Annotated in this window: 19 protein-coding genes; 12 read left to right on the top strand and 7 right to left on the bottom strand. The window is 36.6% G+C overall.

Going from position 1 to position 17,844, the window contains the following annotated elements:
- Positions 1–146: 146 nt before the first annotated feature.
- Positions 147–533: a hypothetical protein gene (locus EHQ47_RS13445; RefSeq protein WP_135777349.1), complete on the bottom strand. Its 387-nt coding sequence runs from the start codon at positions 531–533 to the stop codon at positions 147–149.
- Positions 534–788: 255 nt separating this feature from the next.
- Between EHQ47_RS13445 and EHQ47_RS13440 the strand changes: the two genes are divergently transcribed.
- The 3 genes from EHQ47_RS13440 to EHQ47_RS13430 all read left to right on the top strand — a co-directional run bounded on the left by EHQ47_RS13440 (position 789) and on the right by EHQ47_RS13430 (position 3,594).
- The gene (locus tag EHQ47_RS13440; RefSeq protein ID WP_135748452.1) at positions 789–1,457 is read left to right on the top strand and encodes a DUF2461 domain-containing protein; all 669 of its coding nucleotides are present in this window, start codon (positions 789–791) and stop codon (positions 1,455–1,457) included.
- 189 nt (positions 1,458–1,646) lie between these two features.
- Positions 1,647–3,038 carry a hypothetical protein gene (locus EHQ47_RS13435; protein WP_135777348.1) on the top strand — a complete coding sequence of 464 codons (1,392 nt, stop codon included), beginning with the start codon at positions 1,647–1,649 and terminating at the stop codon, positions 3,036–3,038.
- Positions 3,028–3,594 (top strand): hypothetical protein, encoded by a 567-nt coding sequence (locus EHQ47_RS13430; RefSeq protein WP_167483291.1) that lies wholly within the window; start codon positions 3,028–3,030, stop codon positions 3,592–3,594. Before EHQ47_RS13435 ends, EHQ47_RS13430 begins: the two co-directional genes overlap by 11 nt.
- Positions 3,595–3,653: 59 nt before the next feature.
- Here EHQ47_RS13430 and EHQ47_RS13425 read toward each other — a convergent pair whose 3' ends face one another.
- A complete protein-coding gene (locus EHQ47_RS13425) occupies positions 3,654–4,610 on the bottom strand; it encodes a hypothetical protein (protein WP_135777346.1) in 957 nt (318 codons plus the stop codon).
- A 366-nt stretch (positions 4,611–4,976) separates the two neighbouring features.
- Here EHQ47_RS13425 and EHQ47_RS13420 point away from each other — a divergent pair, with 366 nt between their 5' ends.
- Entirely contained in the window at positions 4,977–5,246 is a 270-nt protein-coding gene (locus tag EHQ47_RS13420) for a hypothetical protein (RefSeq protein ID WP_135748448.1), read from the top strand.
- Positions 5,247–5,268: 22 nt separating this feature from the next.
- Positions 5,269–5,601: a hypothetical protein gene (locus EHQ47_RS13415; RefSeq protein WP_135777345.1), complete on the top strand. Its 333-nt coding sequence runs from the start codon at positions 5,269–5,271 to the stop codon at positions 5,599–5,601.
- A gap of 69 nt (positions 5,602–5,670) precedes the next feature.
- Here EHQ47_RS13415 and EHQ47_RS13410 read toward each other — a convergent pair whose 3' ends face one another.
- From EHQ47_RS13410 to EHQ47_RS13390, 5 genes are all read right to left on the bottom strand, one after another.
- A complete protein-coding gene (locus tag EHQ47_RS13410; protein WP_135777344.1) occupies positions 5,671–6,732 on the bottom strand; it encodes a methyltransferase domain-containing protein in 1,062 nt (353 codons plus the stop codon).
- Positions 6,733–6,847: 115 nt separating this feature from the next.
- Complete coding sequence (locus EHQ47_RS13405; RefSeq protein ID WP_135777343.1) at positions 6,848–8,050, bottom strand: EAL domain-containing response regulator; 1,203 nt, start codon at positions 8,048–8,050, stop codon at positions 6,848–6,850.
- Between the two features lie 28 nt (positions 8,051–8,078).
- Positions 8,079–10,589, bottom strand: a complete 2,511-nt coding sequence (locus EHQ47_RS13400; RefSeq protein WP_135777342.1) for an ATP-binding protein — start codon at positions 10,587–10,589, stop codon at positions 8,079–8,081.
- Between the two features lie 257 nt (positions 10,590–10,846).
- Positions 10,847–12,112, bottom strand: coding sequence for a methyl-accepting chemotaxis protein (locus EHQ47_RS13395; RefSeq protein WP_135748444.1), 1,266 nt, complete (start codon positions 12,110–12,112; stop codon positions 10,847–10,849).
- Positions 12,113–12,121: 9 nt separating this feature from the next.
- Entirely contained in the window at positions 12,122–12,514 is a 393-nt protein-coding gene (locus EHQ47_RS13390) for an STAS/SEC14 domain-containing protein (protein WP_135748443.1), read from the bottom strand.
- A 271-nt stretch (positions 12,515–12,785) separates the two neighbouring features.
- On the opposite strand from EHQ47_RS13390, the gene EHQ47_RS13385 reads away from it, so the two are divergent.
- The 7 genes from EHQ47_RS13385 (at position 12,786) to EHQ47_RS13355 (ending at position 17,769) form a co-directional block, all read left to right on the top strand.
- Positions 12,786–13,025: a hypothetical protein gene (locus tag EHQ47_RS13385; protein ID WP_135748442.1), complete on the top strand. Its 240-nt coding sequence runs from the start codon at positions 12,786–12,788 to the stop codon at positions 13,023–13,025.
- An 8-nt stretch (positions 13,026–13,033) separates the two neighbouring features.
- Positions 13,034–13,345, top strand: coding sequence for a hypothetical protein (locus EHQ47_RS13380; RefSeq protein WP_135748441.1), 312 nt, complete (start codon positions 13,034–13,036; stop codon positions 13,343–13,345).
- A 164-nt stretch (positions 13,346–13,509) separates the two neighbouring features.
- On the top strand, positions 13,510–14,967 hold the full coding sequence (locus EHQ47_RS13375) for an NAD(P)/FAD-dependent oxidoreductase (RefSeq protein ID WP_135748440.1): 1,458 nt from the start codon (positions 13,510–13,512) through the stop codon (positions 14,965–14,967).
- A 12-nt stretch (positions 14,968–14,979) separates the two neighbouring features.
- Positions 14,980–15,174, top strand: coding sequence for a hypothetical protein (locus EHQ47_RS13370; protein ID WP_135748439.1), 195 nt, complete (start codon positions 14,980–14,982; stop codon positions 15,172–15,174).
- A 135-nt stretch (positions 15,175–15,309) separates the two neighbouring features.
- Positions 15,310–15,939, top strand: coding sequence for a DUF2306 domain-containing protein (locus EHQ47_RS13365; RefSeq protein WP_135748438.1), 630 nt, complete (start codon positions 15,310–15,312; stop codon positions 15,937–15,939).
- A 118-nt stretch (positions 15,940–16,057) separates the two neighbouring features.
- On the top strand, positions 16,058–16,528 hold the full coding sequence (locus EHQ47_RS13360) for a MarR family winged helix-turn-helix transcriptional regulator (protein ID WP_135748437.1): 471 nt from the start codon (positions 16,058–16,060) through the stop codon (positions 16,526–16,528).
- A gap of 65 nt (positions 16,529–16,593) precedes the next feature.
- A complete protein-coding gene (locus EHQ47_RS13355) occupies positions 16,594–17,769 on the top strand; it encodes a thiolase family protein (RefSeq protein WP_135777341.1) in 1,176 nt (391 codons plus the stop codon).
- Positions 17,770–17,844: the final 75 nt, after the last annotated feature.

Here is a 17,844-nt window from a genome sequence, read left to right as displayed (position 1 = left end):
ATGAAAACATTAATTTATTGAAAATAATAAATATTAGAAAACCGTTATTCGTTTTTAACGAACGACTAACGGATATTTCTTTAGTAAGAATATTCGTCTATTCGAAGTTTTTTTTAGTCTGATAGGGAAATCAATAGGTTTCTATTTTACTTTTTCGAATTTTGAACCCAAAGATAAGAAACAAAAATAATCACTAGGACCGAATCAAACACAAGGGCAATACCAGACTTCGCAAAGTAAGATTGTCCATAAATCAAATTGAGCAAAACAAATGTACTTTTGCTAATGGAGGAAACCACAAGAATTAAATTTCGGTTTGGTTCATTGTAGGCACCATAAACCAACATACCACCGGTCAGTGCAATGAGGGCTCCCCAGTTACGAACAATGATATTTGCTAAATCTCCATTCAATGTGTCACCAAATGTCAACGTGAGCCCGAGTGTCGGGTGTAATGCGGAAAGAATCATGGAACAGGTAATGATACCAGAACCAATCATAATCCATTTGATATTGGAAAAAATAAAATTCATTTTGATAACCTCGGAAATATAAAGGAACAGAGTTTGATAGAAAATCCAGAGTTTTATTTGAATTTATCGAAATAGGTTGTCATTTTTCATTTTACAAATGCGAATGTACCTGCCATCCATTCTTTTTTCGTTGAAGCGGGGGCCTCTGAATTCAATGGGATAAACTATTGTTTTTATCTGATTGTTCTTTTATTTGAAATTTTAGAGCAATGACTAGAATCAATGTTATAACAATCATAAGGGAATTGATCTGGCGTGAAGATTAGTAAAAGTATTTTAAGTTTTTTGTCTGAGTTAAAATTGAATAACAACAGAAATTGGTTTCTTGAAAACAAAGATCGTTATGTTGCCATTCAGAATGAATTGGTATTAATGGCGGGATATCTTTTGGCTGGAATCGAAAAGTTTGACAAAAGTGTCCAAGGAGTGGATCCAAAATCATGTATCTTTCGTATCTACAAAGATGTTCGTTTTTCAAAAGACAAAAGTCCTTATAAAACTCATATTGGGATATTTTTGAGAGGTGGGAATCAGAAAATTGATGGCACCGGTTATTACCTGCACATAGAACCTGATCATTCGTTAGTTGGTGGTGGCTGTTATGGACCTGATCCAAAATCGTTACATAAAATAAGAGAACGAATGATCAGTGATACAAAAACGTTAAAATCTATTTTAGATGATCGCAAATTTGTTAAAGATTTTGGAACGGAGTTTTATGCAGAAAAATTAAAGACAGCTCCCAAAGGATTTGCAAAAGATCATCCTCTGATTGAGCTCTTAAAATACAAAGGCTTTGCTGTTGCTAAAAAAATAAAAAATTCTGAATTAACTTCCGATCAATTTTTAAGCGAAACTTTAAAATCCTATCGTAACATTTATCCATTAAACCAATTTTTAGAAAAGGCGATGGACCGAAAATAGTCCTGAAAACGTTCAAAACGTTTTTTTGCATGTTTTACAACGTTTTTAACGGTATTTCTGTCTTTTTTGATTCACAAGACAGAATATCGATTGAATGAAAAGCCAATAATACAGTCTTTTTAATTATCCACCATAACCTATGGTGACTATACCAGAATCGTGTTAAGAAGTAAATTTATGGGAATTCCAATGTCGAACTTGAAACTTTCTTTTGTTTCTATGTTTTTAAGTTTTCTAATCTCTTGCGGAGGTGGTGGTGGTGGCGATTCGTCAGCACTATTGATGCTTCTTGGTGCTGCTGGTATAGCAGCCGGATCAGCAGATTCAGCTTCCGGGCCTTGTATGCTCACTACGCAAAAAACAATCGCAGCTAACAATGGTCCCGTTGCAGATTATTATGGAGCGGGAAAATCACTCTATTATTCGAGTCCACAGTCATTTTCTGCCGGCCCCTCTAATCCTAGTGCCATCTTCTATATAGAACAAAGTCATAGTTTTACTGGTGCAGATTTTCGACCTGTGCATTATTACTTTTATAATTTTTCGGGGACTAATTTCAGTAATAGAGAGGGAATTTTAGCAGGTCAACATGCGACATCAATGATTGGCTATGGATCAAATTCATTTCACTACCTTGCTGGTGGTGCACCTTATGTTAGTATTGCAACAGCAAGTAATTGGTTTTTAGATTTGAATGGTCCAGTTGGCACAAGTTTTCAGTTTAAACAAACAATCGGTTGTAAACCAGCTACAGATGATGAAAGATTTTTTTCAACAGAGAATCTCTCCAGCTCTACCAATGGACTTTCTAAAACTTGGTCCACGACAAAAAAAATAAATGTAAATGTTATCTTTCTGAATAATTCGTATCAAACGAAAACTTTAGAAGCAATTAAGCCAGCACTTGACCGTTTCAAAATGCTCTATGCGCAAAACACTGTCAATGTTACACTTGTTTTTTCGTTAAAGACCTCATCGGATCCAGAATTTAATGAGATTTCAGATGTTTCTTCAGAGGACACATCTTTAACTGGTGGGCTTCTTCGCCTGTATACAACTACTGCTTCTTTACAGGATCCCAAGGCCTTGAATATTTATATTGCTAGTGAAGCAACAGGGCAAGGTGGTCTTCTTGGAATAGCTGGAGGAATTCCTGGGCTTCCCGGTTTTACTGGTACCAAGGCATCGGCCATGACAGTTTTTATCGAACCACACCGGACATCTGGAAGTGCAGGGAGTTCGCTTTCAAATTCGGATCTAACATTTGTTGGGAATACAATGGCGCATGAAGCGGGTCACTTTCTTGGACTTTTTCACACTTCTGAAAGTGCTGGTTCTACGAGCACATCTGGGTTAAACTATACTCGGGATCCGCTGATTGAAACTCCGTATTGTGGCACTGCCCGAGCAAGTTTCCTAGTCAACGATGGTATCATTGCCCCACAGGAGTGTTTAGGAACTGGAATCATAGATGCCAGCGGGTATAACATGATGTTTTGGGCCAGCGATGGAGTGACAAATCAAAATCAACTTACAGGAGAGCAGGGTTGGATTATTAGAAGAAACCCACTTGCGTATTAAATTTATGAATCGAGTATTTTTATTAGTTTTTGTTTCAGTTTCTATTTTTGTTTTACCAGTATTTTCTGAGCCTTTAGACCAAGAAAAACTGGATCAACTTATTGTTAGTTTGTCTTTGAGTCGACACCCTGGTGATGTGGATTTAAAAAAATTGGCTACTGCCGTTGACCCAAACCCGGTTCCTTATTTAAAAGAGATCATTGAAAATAGTCCTGTTCGAGTTTATGTGAAAGTAAATGCAGTGAATGCTCTTGCCGAATTTGAGTCATCAGAAGCAAAGGTGAGTTTAGAGAACCAATTGTCTAGTTCGACTCAACATCGATTGGTAAGACAGTCAGTAATCAAGTCTTATGTTAATAAATACTACGGAGTCGATCCAAATGCGACTTCAGCTAAAGTGAGAACCCTGGTAAAAGAACGAGAGTTTCTTGACTTTGCAGAAAAAACAATGGAGTCTTCAAAAGGAAAAATTTCCCCCGATGGAAAATTTAAGGACGGAGTCAAAAAAGAGCAAATCTCCGAAGAACAAAGAAATTTGCGAAAAATACCTAAGTAAGTCAAAATAGAATCAAAACTGGGAACCTATTTTCTTTGGTTCCCAGAAGGCCATCAGATCTAATCTGCAATAAAAATAGCTTCTGCTTCGTTTGAGGATCCGCCACCGGGATTGAGACATCCGGTTTGGTTTGTTGTTTGGTTCGCAAATCCACCCTCAGCATAATAGTTTCTGGTTGTTAAACCTTGGTCTCCAGGATAAGTACAACGTCCAGTTCTGGTTGGGTTATATACTGACATCTGTGTATCACAGTTGTTCGCTGTGATTGGGCCTGTTCCCATTGTATCATAACAAAGATTAAACGTCCACCCGCTATAAGTTAATTTTGCTGAAGAAGTTGCAGCCACTCCACTATTTGCAATTTGTAAATTATATGATCCACCGAAGCCACTAATATGTTGAACCATGACATAGACTGTTCCAGCATTTAGTGCCACTCTATTAAACTCAGCTCCATCCCTTCTTTTATTTGCGAATGGAATTGGTGTTCCGTTTAAGCTTGTGAAATAATAAATATCCAAATCAGATAGGTTGTGGCCGAACGTATTAAATACATGAGTTGCCGTTGTTGCAGTGATTTGGAAAAAACTTTTGTTGTCTCTTCCATCAATGGGTCGATAGATTGCATGTGGCTCGTTGATAGTCCAACTAAGTAGAGGTCTGTAGCGAACCTTGGTGGTATAAACGGTAGCACCATCTTTTTCAACAATAAAATCCACTGCTGCATTTTCAGATACTCCTGGAATGGTGGGCATAGTGAACTGAATTGTATCAGAAGATGCTGCCGAAACATTGGTAGCCGTCACACCTCCCACCTTTACTGTGATTCCAGATGTTTTTCCTACGAGGTCCGAGTTTTTAATTTGGTTCTGTGATCCAGGATAACCAAGTTCTAAAATAAGATCTGTGGGTTGAAGTAGGAATAACCCGAGGAGAATCTCATCTGTATTTGAAGAGTCTTTCTTTTTGCATGTGGATAGGCAAAGGAAGATCGTTATTAAAAATACTGGTTTCATAGTATATGCGAGGTTATATTGTATTTAAAAAAAAGTAAATAGGAAAATTGCGATTTCTTAATATTATAAATGTATTATAAAAAACATAAAATGAGCAAAATGTAATTTTTATAAGCATCGCCTGTCTTTTTAGGGAAATGAAACATCGTCTCACAGTCAATAGTCGATCTTTGGTGAGGTTAAGAAAAAAAAACAATTTGTGAGTATTCGAATTGAATACCAACAGCTTAACATTTATTTACTTTTTCTCGCCCATCCTATTGTTTTGCGATCGAAGTTTTCGAACATTAAAAGCAAAATCGCTTTTTTATTTTCTTTACACAATCCTGATCTTTACCCCATATAACCGAATTAAGGAGAACAAAAATGAAAAAAATATTCCTTTTTGGAATTATCGTTTTTCTGTCAAATTGTGTCACTGCGGGAAAAGTAGGATACTTAGTTCCGGCAGAAAATGATTCAGCAGAATTATCGGAAACTGTTTTAGGTGAAAAATGTGCTACGATCATCGTAGGGATTTATGATGATGTATTGGCGGATGCAAAAGCGAGAGGGAATGTCAAAAACCAAAATGTTGGTTTAAAATGGGATACAAAGTTTGGTTCCTCTTGTGCTCAAATGAGAAAGCTGAAATAATAGGTTAGGAAAAGATATGAATATGAAATGGTTGGCATTTTTCGCAATTGCATTTGCTGTAAGTTGCTCCTATAAAGTTGGCAATTTTAAAGAAGTTTCTTTAGAAGCTCCTACTAATTTAGAAGTTGTTGGTACTGGAACCGTTGAAGGAAGCGAGTGTGGTTTCACTATTTTAAATACTTGGTATGACCAAAGTATCGCAGCTGCTACTCGTGATGCTTTGAGCAAAGCTCCTGGTGCTACGGGATTAAAAGACGTAACCATCAAAGGAAAACACGGTGTTTGGATAGTTCTAAACTGTGTTTACGTGGAAGGAACTCCTGTTATTGAAAAAGCAGCTGGAAAGAAAAAGTAAATTCACTTTTTTGCATAGGGTTTGCACCCTATGCAGTTTATCATACAAGAAGTAATCTCTCCCTATCAGTTAACAACAGGCTCCTATCCCACTTTCGCCTTGAGAAGTAATGACTGCACTAGGGCCACAATCAAATAGACCATAATGTTTTGATTTATCTCCAATGATACGAAAGTGATCCTTATAATGGGTTGTCGAAATCATATCAGCCGTATTTCCACAAACTAACATTGGTTTTCCCGTAATAAAATTATGATGATCATCTAACAAAAAATTATGTGGATTTCCATCGATCGTACCTTGGTAATATGCCACTTGTCCATAATCTTCACAACGATCTTCCAGAGGAATTTTGAATGCCCTAAATGTGATTGAATAGAAGTTGATATTCCCTATTTTTTTCTCAATATCAGGATTGATTAAATTAATTTTGGATTGTGAGACGATACGGAAATCATGAATTCCCAGTGTGGAAAGTAGTCTTCTAAAATCTTCGGTATAAAGTGCTCCCGCCAAACATTCACCAAGTAATATTGGATCTTGTTTTAGATTCTCCGGGATCCTCTGGTCAGAAAATACATCGGAAAAATACAATTCCCCTCCCGGCTTTAAAACTCGGAATATTTCAGAAAAAACCATTTTTTTGTTAGGCGATAAATTGGTTACGCAGTTTGAAACGATTAAATCGATCGAGTTGTCTTCGATACCACATGCTTTTAGGTTTTCGATATAACCTGAAACAAAAGAGACATTTGATTTATTGTAACCAAATTGTTCTCTATGGTATTCCAAGTAGGAACTGGCAACATCCAGTTGTTCTTTTGTCATATCAATTCCAACGACAGAACCGGTCTCACCTACTAGTTGTGATAATAAATAAACATCCCTGCCTGTTCCGCATCCTAAATCCAATATCTTTCTACCTGTTAGTGCTTGTGGAAAAGGAGATCCACATCCATAGAATTTTTCTTTCACTATCGGATGTATTTTTCCAATGAGAGGCAAGTAGTTGGATGGAATGGATTCAATACTACAGCAAGCCGAAGTTTTTAAATCTTTATTTGTTTGGAGAATTTTTCCATAATAGTTTTTTACGGCTTCCAACGTTTCTAATTCAATGTTTGTAGGCATGATTTGACTCCAATCCAAAAGATAACTGTATATAAACTTATCTTTTTTTATGTCAAAACGTTGTAAATAGATTCATCTTCAAACGAATGAATAGATGATACAAAATAACAAAATCTTATCTCACTCCAATACTTTGATTACAGAAATTTAGAAAATCATTGAAATTCATTGGTTTCGCAATGTAATAACCTTGTCCTAAATCACAATTCATACTTTGCAGTTGTTCCCAATCTGTTTTCGTTTCAATACCTTCTGCTGTTGATTTCATTTGTAATTTTGTTGCCATGTCAATACTTGAGTTGATGAGCACTTTGGAGACATTACTTGTTGTCATTTCACGGACAAACGACTGGTCAATCTTTAGTTCCGTAAATGCAATTCTTGCGATTTGTTGCATACTGGAATAACCTGTGCCATAATCATCGATAGACAATCCAAATCCTTTCATTCGAAGGCGTGCTAAATTTTCAAGGGCCGGAGCCATCTCTGTCATTGCCGCTGTTTCTGTGATTTCAAGAATTATATATTTAGGATCTATTCCTGCTTCTAAGACAATACGAGTGATTTTATCGGCAAGTTTCGTATCAGTCAAAGAGGTGAGTGATAAATTGATGGAAATAGAAATCTTAAATCCTTGAGAATGAAGGAACTGACAAGCTTTGGCTGATTTTTCTAACATAACGAATGTAAGTATATCTATATTACCCGTTTTTTCTAATAAATCAATGAAAGCATAAGGTGCAATGACACCATGTAGGGGATGTACCCATCTTGCTAGTGCTTCCGCACCAATTAGCTTACCTGTTGCTAGTTGTATCTTTGGTTGGAAAAAAGGTTCAAAATCTCCATTTGTCAAACCTTCTAAAATTTCCCCTAACGTAAAACGTGATCCTTGATTTGGTGTCTTACCTTGTTTGAAGTCGCGAGCATTGTATAAAGAAAATAGGGGTTCCAAATGAGCCGGAGTGATCGGTTTTTCAATCGCTCCTAGTAAATTTATACCATACGCACTTGCCATTTTTCGAACTGATTCAATCAAAGCTCCGTCGAGTGCACTCATGATGATTGTTGCAACGGAAGAATGAGAGGTTCCAATGTGGCGAAGAAATTCCATTCCATCCATTTCCGGCATATTTAAATCACAAAGGATGATATCGATTGGACTAGGGACTGTTTCGTTTAAAATTTTAAGTGCTTCGTTCCCTGTTCGTGCTTCTGTAACGTGCATTGCTCCCAAACGTGCTAAGATGTCGACTATAACTTCCCTTTGGAAATCATCATCTTCAATTACTAAGAAATTTAAATCATTTGTAGCCATAATATCACCTTGGTAAAGTTATATGAATTCATAGCATGTCGATGAAAGATTCGATGCTTAAAACATCTTCTTTCATTATTTCTATCTCTTTTAATGCTTTATCTATTTCGTTTTCTTTAATTAAAGACTCAATTCTTAAATAACTTTTTACCAGATCCTTCGCACCTGCAACTTGACTTGAACCTTTTAGGCGGTGGGCCAACTGAATTGCTTCTTCAAAGTTTGTATTTTGTAATTGATCAATCAATTTTTTAAAATCCTTTCGGTGATGATTTTTGAATTTTTTAAGAACAGCAATTTGTGCATGTTTGTCTGAAACAATGTTAGAGAGTTCGGTGAGGTCGATAGGAGTCTCAGCGCCAATGAGTGTATCCGATGAGTTCATTTTGATCGGGTTTGTAATTGACGGTATCCATTTTAGAAGAGTTTGTTTTAGGTTGTTTAATCGAGCTGGTTTGATCAACACATCATCCATACCAACAGAAAGACAATGTTCGTTTTCTTCACTTAGTACATTGGCAGTGTAAGCGATGATCGGAATTTTCTTTTGATAGTTCGAACTTTCAAAATTTCTGATTTCTTTCGTTAAGGTATAACCGTCTTTTACCGGCATGTGACAATCGGTAATAATCAAATCATATTTATTTTTTAACCATAGTTTGATCGCTTTTTCTCCGTCTTCTGCTCCATCAGCTTGGAGTCCGAATGATTCTAACTGGCGAATCAGAAGTTCTAAATTTACAGAGTGATCATCGACTGCAAGAATTCTTGGAATATGGGATTCACTTCCTAAAATTGGCAATGAACTATTTTCTTCTGCATTAAACGATTCTAGGTCATCCAAATCTATTTTGAGCGAAGGAAGAGATAAGATGAAGCTAAATGTAGATCCGACATTTGGCGTACTTTCAATTGTGATTTCTCCATCTAATAAATCTGCTAATCTTCGGCAAATCGCAAGACCGAGTCCTGTGCCTCCATATAATCTAGCTGTATCTGCTGTTGCTTGTGTGTATGTTTGGAATAATCTAGATTGGTCTTTTTTGCTGAGACCAATTCCTGTATCTGTGACAGAGAACCTGATTTGTTGTGCATGGGATAGGTTTTTCAATAATACTGCTGAAACTAAGATGTTTCCTTTGGGAGTGAATTTTATTCCATTGCTTACAAAATTATTTAGGATTTGTGACAATCGTAAAGGATCTACTAAGTGAGCATTGGAGATATTCTCATCAATTGTAAAAGACAATTTTAATCCTTTTGAGCTGGCAATATGAGAATAAGTTCTTATAACTTCTGAAAGAAGTCGCTTAATCGATGTTGGTTGGAGCGATAATTCTAATTTTCCATCTTCAATTTTTGACCAATCTAGGATATCACTCAAAATGCGAAGCAAACTGCTCCCTGAGTCGAGTGTATTTTTTACCATATGTTTTTGGTCCTGATTCAAAGAGGTTTCAGAAAGGAGTTCTAACATTCCAATGAGTGCACTGAGAGGGGTTCTGATTTCATGACTCATGGTAGCAAGGAAAGAGTCTTTTGCTTTGTTTGCTAACTCAGCATTTTCTTTTGCTTTTTCTAAAACTGCTTTTGCAGCAAACTCCTCTGAAATATCGCGAAAAACTAAAATGGATCCAATTACTTTGCCGGTTCTGTTACGTATTGGTGTACAGTTGTTCGAAATATTAATTTTTCGCCCGTCACGATGTATTAAGACGGAATCCTGGTTGTCTCTTTTCGGTTTTCCTGTTGTTAGAACTTCTAAGACAGGGATTACTTTTTCTAAATTAGATTGTGCATGGATCAATTTTAGAATTTCAGACACAGGATGACCTATAGCTTCTTTTTCCTTCCAACCTGTTAGTTCTTCTGCAACTGGATTCAAACGATTTACAATCCCATGTTCATCTGTTGTAATCACTGCATCACCTATCGAACTTAAGGTGATTGATAAGTTTTGTTCGCTATTCAAGAGAGCTTCATTTTTTTCGATAACTTCTTTGGCCCGTGTATAAACCTCCGCTTCCATTTTAACAATCTTTTCTTGCATTTCTTCTGTAATATCTGACTTTTCTAGTTTTTGTTCTTTTAGATGAACAAATTCGGTCACATCTTCTACTCTATGAACAATACAAATTAAATTTCCTTCTTTATCTAAAACAGGCAAATTTCTCGGACTCCAATACCTGACTTCAAAACCATGTTCATCAGGTTTTCGAATATCATACTTTTGTAATGTCATAGTACTTGCGACTTTATAGTTTAGTACCTGCATCAAGGAAAACTTGAGTTGTTTAACCCCATCTGCAAATTCATCATTTGGATTATCCGGGAAAACTTCAAAAATATTATGTCCGATTACATTTTCTCGTTTGATGAGAGTTGCTTTCGCATAGGCATCACTGATATCGATGATATGAAAATCTAAGTCGAGGAGCATATAAAGATCAGGTAGAGATTGGAAAATGCAGTGAAAATCAAATCCATGGTTTGCGATATTGTGAGAAGGAGTATTGGGCTTTTGTTCTTCTGAATCCATCTCTCTTTCCTGTTATGGCGACAAAAAATGCAAAAGAGAAGAGCAACACAAAATTAGAATATAAGCAATCAGAAAATATAACTTCAGTGAAGTGGTAATTGTAATAAAATTTATGATAATTTTTATTACAATAGAGCTTTCGGTACCAGAAGTTTTCGAAAGAGGATAAATTATTTTTTAAAATATAGAATATTTTAGAAAGTAATGCAATAAATCCAAATGAAGTTTTGAGAACGAAGTTCGGTGATGAACTGCTTTTACTTAAATAAAAGAATCACACCACCAATATCATTGGTTGTAGATCTGATTTTTTCTAAAAGTTTGGATAGATTCTCGCCTTCGGAAAATGTAGCTTTCACACTTGAATCCATTGCTTGGGCAACATCGGAAATGAGTTTCTGTGAGTTGTTTTGGTCAGCAATGTTTTCTTTTATCTCTGCTAACATCCTTGAAAGTTGTTCGGATTCAAAAATCAATTTTTCTTTGATCTGCATTTGATTGTTTGCTGATTCGGAGATGAAATCAATCTTTTCAAAAATCTGTTTAACCTCACCAATGATCTCTTTGTATAGCTGATTTGTTTCGTTAATTTTTTGACGATTGAGTGTCACTTCTTCTTTGTTTCGTTTGACGTTATTGTCAATTTCTTTGATACTATTGGAAGTTTGTGTTGCTAGTTTTGAAACTTCCTGAGCGACAACTGCGAAACCACTGCCGTATTCACCAGCTCTTGCAGCTTCAATCGATGCATTTAATGCCAAAAGATTCACTCGTTCGGAAATTTCCTTGATGACGATGACCATCCCCTCAATTTTTCCAGAACTGACGGCAATGTTCTCAATGACCTTCGCCATTTCTTCCATTGCTTTGTTTCCTTGTTTGATTTTTTCCGAAATGCCAAAGGTTAAATTTTTTGACAGGTTACTGTTTTTTTCTGACTCATTGATATGTTCAGAAAGTACACGGATACTTTCTGAAACTCTGATTAGAGTTGCATAGTTGTTTGTGGAAGCATTTTCAATGTTTGTCATATTGTCTGTCATTTTACGGACTGTTAAATCTAAGTTTTGCGAATAATCTTTTTGCCGAATCAAACTAGAATGAAATGAATCATCTGCTAACTTCGCATTGTCTACCGATGCAGAGAGTCCTCCGGTTGCATCTTTTAGGAGGGTGATGATATCCTGGAAAATATGTAATAATTCAAATAAAGAAAGTAAAATTGAATCAACTTCGTTTGTCTTTTTTAATTTTGACTTAACAGTAGGATCAATGTATAAACTGCCCTTAATCGCATTGATCAAAATGCGTTTGATAGCGGAAAATTGTTGTTTATACTGGTTTAATTGCCTCAGTACAAAAGATAACATAATGACTGAAAAAACAAATCCAACCGATTGCAGGATCACCAAAGTCCAGCTAAAATCCTTCTGGCCAAATAGGGCATACAAAACGGACAAAAGCTGGATGGTTACCAAAACAATTGATAAAACAGTGTATTGAGTGGTTTTATTAAATTTCATTCTTGGAATCTAAACTGACTCCAACCATTTGAATCCTTCTTCTGGAGTTTCAAAGATCTTAACTTCAATTCCATTAGAAGCAAAAAAATCGACTAGGTTTTTTTCTGACATTGCAGATAAAGCTGACTGCGGTTGTACAAGCGCCCATTTTTTCCAACCAGCTTTGATAGCACGCGGAGTCCAATCGTTGTTTAACCATTCTACGTCTTCTGCCGTATGTGTTCCCATGTTGCGATTGTCTGATAGCCATTTGACAGCTTTATTTTGGATGAGAGCCTCAACACCTTTGTCTAAACTTTCTTTTAAATTGGCCCCAGTGTTTTTCCCAGTTTGTGTAAGAACAACGATCTTTTTATCTTCGAGGTATTCTGTGACTGCAGTGGGGCATTGAAATATAATCATCCGGTTTTGTCCTTCTTGTTGTGGTGATTGATATTTTTAGAGACGAAAATTGCAAGGTAATTCTATTCTATATGGTTGCTTTTTTTTGATTTTGTAGCTGAATTATGAGATCAAATAGATCATTCATCACTCAGATTTTTTTTTCTTTTTGCAGTGCAATCTATATTGAACTACATTAGATTGAATTTGTTTTGATTGTTCTATCTTACTAGAGAATCAAGTATAAATCATTTGTCATTTATCTCATTCAAATTTTAGGAAATCAAAATTCATGACTGAAAAACGTTATTGGCAAAACACCGAACCTTACCACCTAGTAGAAGTTATACTAGAGAATGATGGAGTCATCTTTAAGGATTGGTTTGATTCAGGAAAAGATCCAAATCGTTATGACTGGAGTTTTGAAGAGTTCATCACCGGAAAAGGTAAATCAGAGATTGAATACCAATTGGGAACAACTGCGTATCAAGAAATTTTGTATGAAGTAAAGTTGAGGTTGGGAAAAAAATAAATCTTGTGATGACATTGCATTTAAAAAAACATTGGATCCATTTTTTCTTTTTTATCTGTCTTTCATTTAGTATTTTCTTCGCCGTTCTTTGGTTCTATGTTTGGCCAGAAGGTTTGGGAAATAAAAGGTTAGGTTTTCTTTTTTTTCTCGTTAGGTATGGTCATTCATTTGTTTGGTTTTTAATTTCTATCGCAACGTCAATGGTTTGGATCAATTTAGTTCGGACAGGCAAACTCGCTGTGCCGGGGTATGCAAAACTAATGTACCACCTGGCTGGTTGCACCTATGCTCTGTTTGTTTTGATTTCTTTTGTGAAATAGAATCATTCTATTTTTTTGGACCTTCTATTCCATCCTGCCTTTGATCTTCTAATCCAATTTTCTAAACTGTGTTCAGCAAAAAAAAATCGAAACGAACTAAAAAACAAAGATAAGGTTGCTTTTTTAAATTCCTAATATACATATAGGGGTATTGGTATATAAATATGAGAATAGTGATTTTAGGCGCCGGGATTTCTGGTCATACAGCGGCAACTTTACTCAAGAAGAGTTTGGGCAAAAAACATGAGGTTGTGGTGATTTCGCCTAACGCCAATTGGAACTGGATTCCTTCCAATATTTGGGTAGGTGTGGGCGCCATGGTTCCCAAGGAAGTAACATTTGGATTAAAACCAATTTATGATAAGATGAAGATTCAGTTCGTCCAAGCCAAAGCACTTCATCTTTTTCCAGAAGGTTCTTCTGATTCTAAAGAAGCGTTTATTGAATACGAATCAACGGCACCGGAAACAAAGGGGCAAATAGGTCGTATTTCTTATGATTATTGTATCAATGCCACCGGTCCGAAACTTAATTTTTCTGCAACACCAGGTCTTGGTCCAGAGGAAGGAAATACTGTTTCAGTTTGTACTTATTCACATGCAGAAGAAGCAAATCAGAAACTTCAAACTCTCATCCAAAGAATGAAGAAAGGAGAAAAGTTTAATTTTGTGTTTGGGACAGGGCATGGAATGTGTACCTGCCAAGGTGCCGCATTTGAATATCTATTTAATGTAGACCATGAACTTAGGAAGGAGGGTGTACGGGAAAATGCGAAGATCTTGTGGATTTCCAATGAATATGAGTTAGGTGATTTTGGAATGGGTGGTATGCACTTAGAACAAGGTGGATACGTGACAAGTAGTAAAATATTCGCAGAATCATTGTTTACCGAAAGAGGAATCCAATGGAAAACAAGAGCTCATGTTACAAAAATTGAATCTAATAAAATATATTATACTACTTTAGACGGAGAAAATGCTTTTGTACATTTTGATTTTTCGATGTTGATTCCACCTTTTAGTGGGGTTGGATTAAAGGCTTTTGGAAATTCGGGAGAAGATATAACTTCAAAATTGTTTGCTGCTAATGGAATGATGAAGGTAGATGCAAACTACGATCCAAAACCATATGAGAAATGGGATGCAAAAGATTGGCCAAGTACCTACCAGTCTCCTTTGTATTCGAATCTTTTTGGAGTGGGAATTGCTTTTGCACCGCCACATCCTATTTCAAAAGTAATGAAAAATGAAGAAGGAATTCAAATTTCGCCAACTCCTCCAAGAACGGGAATGCCTTCGGCCATTATGGGTAAAGTGGTGGCACAAAACATCAGCCATCAAATCAAAACCAAAACAAAAGAATTGAAACACCGAGCTTCCATGGCTCAGATGGGAGCTGCTTGTATTGCTTCTGCCGGGAATGGTATTTTTTCAGGGACAGCAGTTTCAATGACAGTGTATCCTATCGTACCTGATTATAAAGAATATCCTAAGTGGGGTAGGTCGCTCACATACACAACAGGTGAGATTGGTCTTGCGGGTCATTGGATCAAAATGATTTTGCATTATATGTTTATGTACAAGGCAAAATGTAAACCGGGTTGGTGGTTGATCCCTGAATGATTGGAGGTATTTATGAAAACAAATGAAATGGTAGAATTGGTTTTATTAGAAAAACAAGAATTACACTCATCATATGAACAAGGTGATTTCACTGCCGTTCCCAATGGAAAAACAAAATTCTTTCGAACGTTTTTACCTTGGCAGATGTTTCGTTTTTTTTGGATTAATCTGCGTATGATGGTGATGATTGTTAAATCTCATCATTAGCGGGACGTTTGTGTCTATTTGCCGGAGTCTTTTTTCGTAAAATCATATGTAGTTGTTCCAAACAAAAAGGAAATTTATTAATTCTTTTTTGGTTGCCTGCTCTTGTTTTGTCTAGGAAATAAGTTTACGGACATTATGGCATCATATTCTAAGAAAGATTATTTCATCATCGGTTCTCTTTTGATCTTGAGTTTGGTTCCTACACTCGCTGGAATCTTTCGGTTACTACAATTAACCACTGGTGGAAATATAACGGCCGATAACCAAAGATTCTTCAATGACCCAATCCCTGTTTTTGTTCATATAGTTGGCGTTATTTTTTTTGGTGTTCTTGGTGCCTTCCAGTTTTCACCTGGGTTTCGGAAACAAAATATCCAATGGCATCGAATGTCGGGAAGATTTTTGGTTTTCGTGGGACTTATTTCTGCATTGTCCGGTTTATGGTTAACACTAACATACCCTCGTGTTCCGACGGATGGTGACTGGTTGTATGGAATTCGTCTGGTAGTAGGCATTTGGATGACCGCTTGTATATCCGTTGGATTCCTTTTTATTTTAAAAAGAAATATTTTGAAACATAGTCATTGGATGATTCGTGGTTATGCGATTGGTATGGGAGCCGGAACCCAAGTGTTCACTCACTTACCATGGTTTGTCTTTGTGAGTGGAGAACCTTCCGGAATTCCTCGAGATTTAATGATGGGTGCCGGTTGGTTCATTAATTTTATTTTTGCTGAATGGGTGATACGAAAAAAGAAACTCTAAAGCCCGGAAAGGAAACTTTTGACTCTATTTTGCAGGAGTGAGTTTAAAAAAAAGAGTTTTGCCATTTTGTTGACAAAATAGTGTATATACACTATACTTGCTACTTAGGTGGTTTGAAATGAAATACTCTCATGAAGATTTAAAACAAATTGGATTGTCTTGTTTGAATTTAAGCCTCCGAAGGACAACTCGGCTCGTTACGAGTTATTATGATTCAATGTTAAAACCATCTGGACTTCGGATCACACAATTCACCGTACTTGCCGGGATTGAATATGGAAAAGATCTCAGCATTACCGATCTTTCTCGTCTTACTGACATCGATCGAACTACGCTGCAGAGAAGTTTAGAAATTTTGAATCGAGACGGTCTAATCAATGTAGAAAAAAAAGAAATTGGTAATGTAAGGAGTCTCACTCTAACAAAAAAGGGGGAGACCAAATTGACACAAGCGATTGAACTTTGGAGGTTGGCGCAAAAAACAATGATTGATGAGTTGGGGAAATCTGCGTTCAAACAAACCTTAAATAGTCTAACCGAACTAAGAGATCTTCCTGTTCTGCAGGTTGGTTTTGAAACGGATAAATAGAAGGGTTTGTGTTTAGCAAAAACTGATTAATAAATAGTGTATATGCACTATGTTAGGAGAAAACAATGGTAGTGATATTAGATGGAGTCAGAACTCCGTTTGGAAAATTTGGTGGTGGATTAAAAGATTATAGTTCTTCAGAGCTCGGGGTCATTTCGGCAAAAGAAACAATTCGTAAAACAGGATTGGATCCTGAAGAAATTGAAGAATCTATTTATGGGAACGTAATCCAAGATGATAGGGATTCTGCCTATTTGGCAAGGCATATTGGACTTAGGTCAGGGTTAAAAGAAAACTCGAGTGCACTTACTGTTAATCGTCTTTGCGGATCTGGAATGGAAACTATTATCATTGGTGCTCGTAAAATTCTTTCTCGCGAAAACGATCTATTACTTGTTGGTGGAACCGAGTCCATGAGTAATGCTCCTTTTGTTGTAAAAAATGTTAGGTGGGGAAATAAGTATGGAGATACAATACTCGAAGATCGTTTAGCGCAAAGTTTAACTGATTGTTTTGTTGATTTAACAATGGGAGAGACTGCTGAGAACATTGCAAAACAGTTTCAAATTTCTAGATTGGATCAGGATGATTGGGCGGGTATATCTCAAGTCCGCGCAGAAAAGGCAACAGAGTCAGGAATATTATCTGAAGAAATAATACCCGTGATTAGTAAAGGGAAAAATGCAATTGTCATCCAAAAGGATGAACAGATCCGAGGAGTGTCCTGTGTTGAACAACTCAAGAAACTACCTAGTGCTTTTTTAAAAGAAGGGAGTGTCACTGCAGGGAATTCGTCAGGGATCAATGATGGTGCAGCATCTCTTCTCATTGCTTCGGAGAAATGGACTCAAAAGAAAAGTCTAAAACCATTAGCAAAAATATTAGGATATGCGAATGTAGGTTGTGACCCTAAAATGATGGGCCTTGGTCCTGTTTTTGCTATTCCAAAAGCATTGGCAAATGCTGGAGTTCAAATGGATGAAGTAGATTTGTTTGAAATCAATGAAGCATATGCCGCCCAAACTTTGGCTGTGATGCGGGCGTTAAAATTAAACCCAGAAAAAACGAATTTGAATGGAGGAGCCATTGCCATTGGACATCCGCTCGGTGCTAGCGGAACACGTGTCATACTCACTCTTGCCTATGAGTTGCGAAGAAAAAATTTGCGTTTTGGTGTGGCTTCTCTTTGTATCGGTGGAGGGCAAGGGATTGCAATCGTATTAGAGAATTCTGATATTTGAAATCGGTTGTATCCTCCAGGGCCAATTTTTGCCTTTGTTTACAGGGAAATTCTTGGCCATTTTTTCTTAGAACGT

The sequence above is a fragment of the Leptospira bourretii genome (genome assembly GCF_004770145.1).
In the GTDB taxonomy this organism is placed as follows: Bacteria; Spirochaetota; Leptospiria; order Leptospirales; family Leptospiraceae; genus Leptospira_A; species Leptospira_A bourretii.
The sequence above is the reverse complement of the archived record's forward strand: the minus strand, read 5'-3'. Positions and strand labels throughout refer to the sequence as shown.

Bases quoted from the DNA above. Each gene is read 5' to 3' on its own strand.
- EHQ47_RS13445 (WP_135777349.1), bottom strand. From the start codon at position 533: ATGAATTTTATTTTTTCCAATATCAAATGGATTATGATTGGTTCTGGT.
- EHQ47_RS13420 (WP_135748448.1), top strand. From the start codon at position 4,977: ATGAAAAAAATATTCCTTTTTGGAATTATCGTTTTTCTGTCAAATTGT.
- EHQ47_RS13375 (WP_135748440.1), top strand. From the start codon at position 13,510: ATGAGAATAGTGATTTTAGGCGCCGGGATTTCTGGTCATACAGCGGCA.
- EHQ47_RS13355 (WP_135777341.1), top strand. From the start codon at position 16,594: ATGGTAGTGATATTAGATGGAGTCAGAACTCCGTTTGGAAAATTTGGT.
- EHQ47_RS13385 (WP_135748442.1), top strand. From the start codon at position 12,786: ATGACTGAAAAACGTTATTGGCAAAACACCGAACCTTACCACCTAGTA.
- EHQ47_RS13415 (WP_135777345.1), top strand. From the start codon at position 5,269: ATGAAATGGTTGGCATTTTTCGCAATTGCATTTGCTGTAAGTTGCTCC.
- EHQ47_RS13365 (WP_135748438.1), top strand. From the start codon at position 15,310: ATGGCATCATATTCTAAGAAAGATTATTTCATCATCGGTTCTCTTTTG.
- EHQ47_RS13395 (WP_135748444.1), bottom strand. From the start codon at position 12,112: ATGAAATTTAATAAAACCACTCAATACACTGTTTTATCAATTGTTTTG.
- EHQ47_RS13380 (WP_135748441.1), top strand. From the start codon at position 13,034: ATGACATTGCATTTAAAAAAACATTGGATCCATTTTTTCTTTTTTATC.
- EHQ47_RS13390 (WP_135748443.1), bottom strand. From the start codon at position 12,514: ATGATTATATTTCAATGCCCCACTGCAGTCACAGAATACCTCGAAGAT.
- EHQ47_RS13410 (WP_135777344.1), bottom strand. From the start codon at position 6,732: ATGCCTACAAACATTGAATTAGAAACGTTGGAAGCCGTAAAAAACTAT.
- EHQ47_RS13425 (WP_135777346.1), bottom strand. From the start codon at position 4,610: ATGAAACCAGTATTTTTAATAACGATCTTCCTTTGCCTATCCACATGC.
- EHQ47_RS13360 (WP_135748437.1), top strand. From the start codon at position 16,058: ATGAAATACTCTCATGAAGATTTAAAACAAATTGGATTGTCTTGTTTG.
- EHQ47_RS13405 (WP_135777343.1), bottom strand. From the start codon at position 8,050: ATGGCTACAAATGATTTAAATTTCTTAGTAATTGAAGATGATGATTTC.
- EHQ47_RS13435 (WP_135777348.1), top strand. From the start codon at position 1,647: ATGTCGAACTTGAAACTTTCTTTTGTTTCTATGTTTTTAAGTTTTCTA.
- EHQ47_RS13370 (WP_135748439.1), top strand. From the start codon at position 14,980: ATGAAAACAAATGAAATGGTAGAATTGGTTTTATTAGAAAAACAAGAA.
- EHQ47_RS13400 (WP_135777342.1), bottom strand. From the start codon at position 10,589: ATGGATTCAGAAGAACAAAAGCCCAATACTCCTTCTCACAATATCGCA.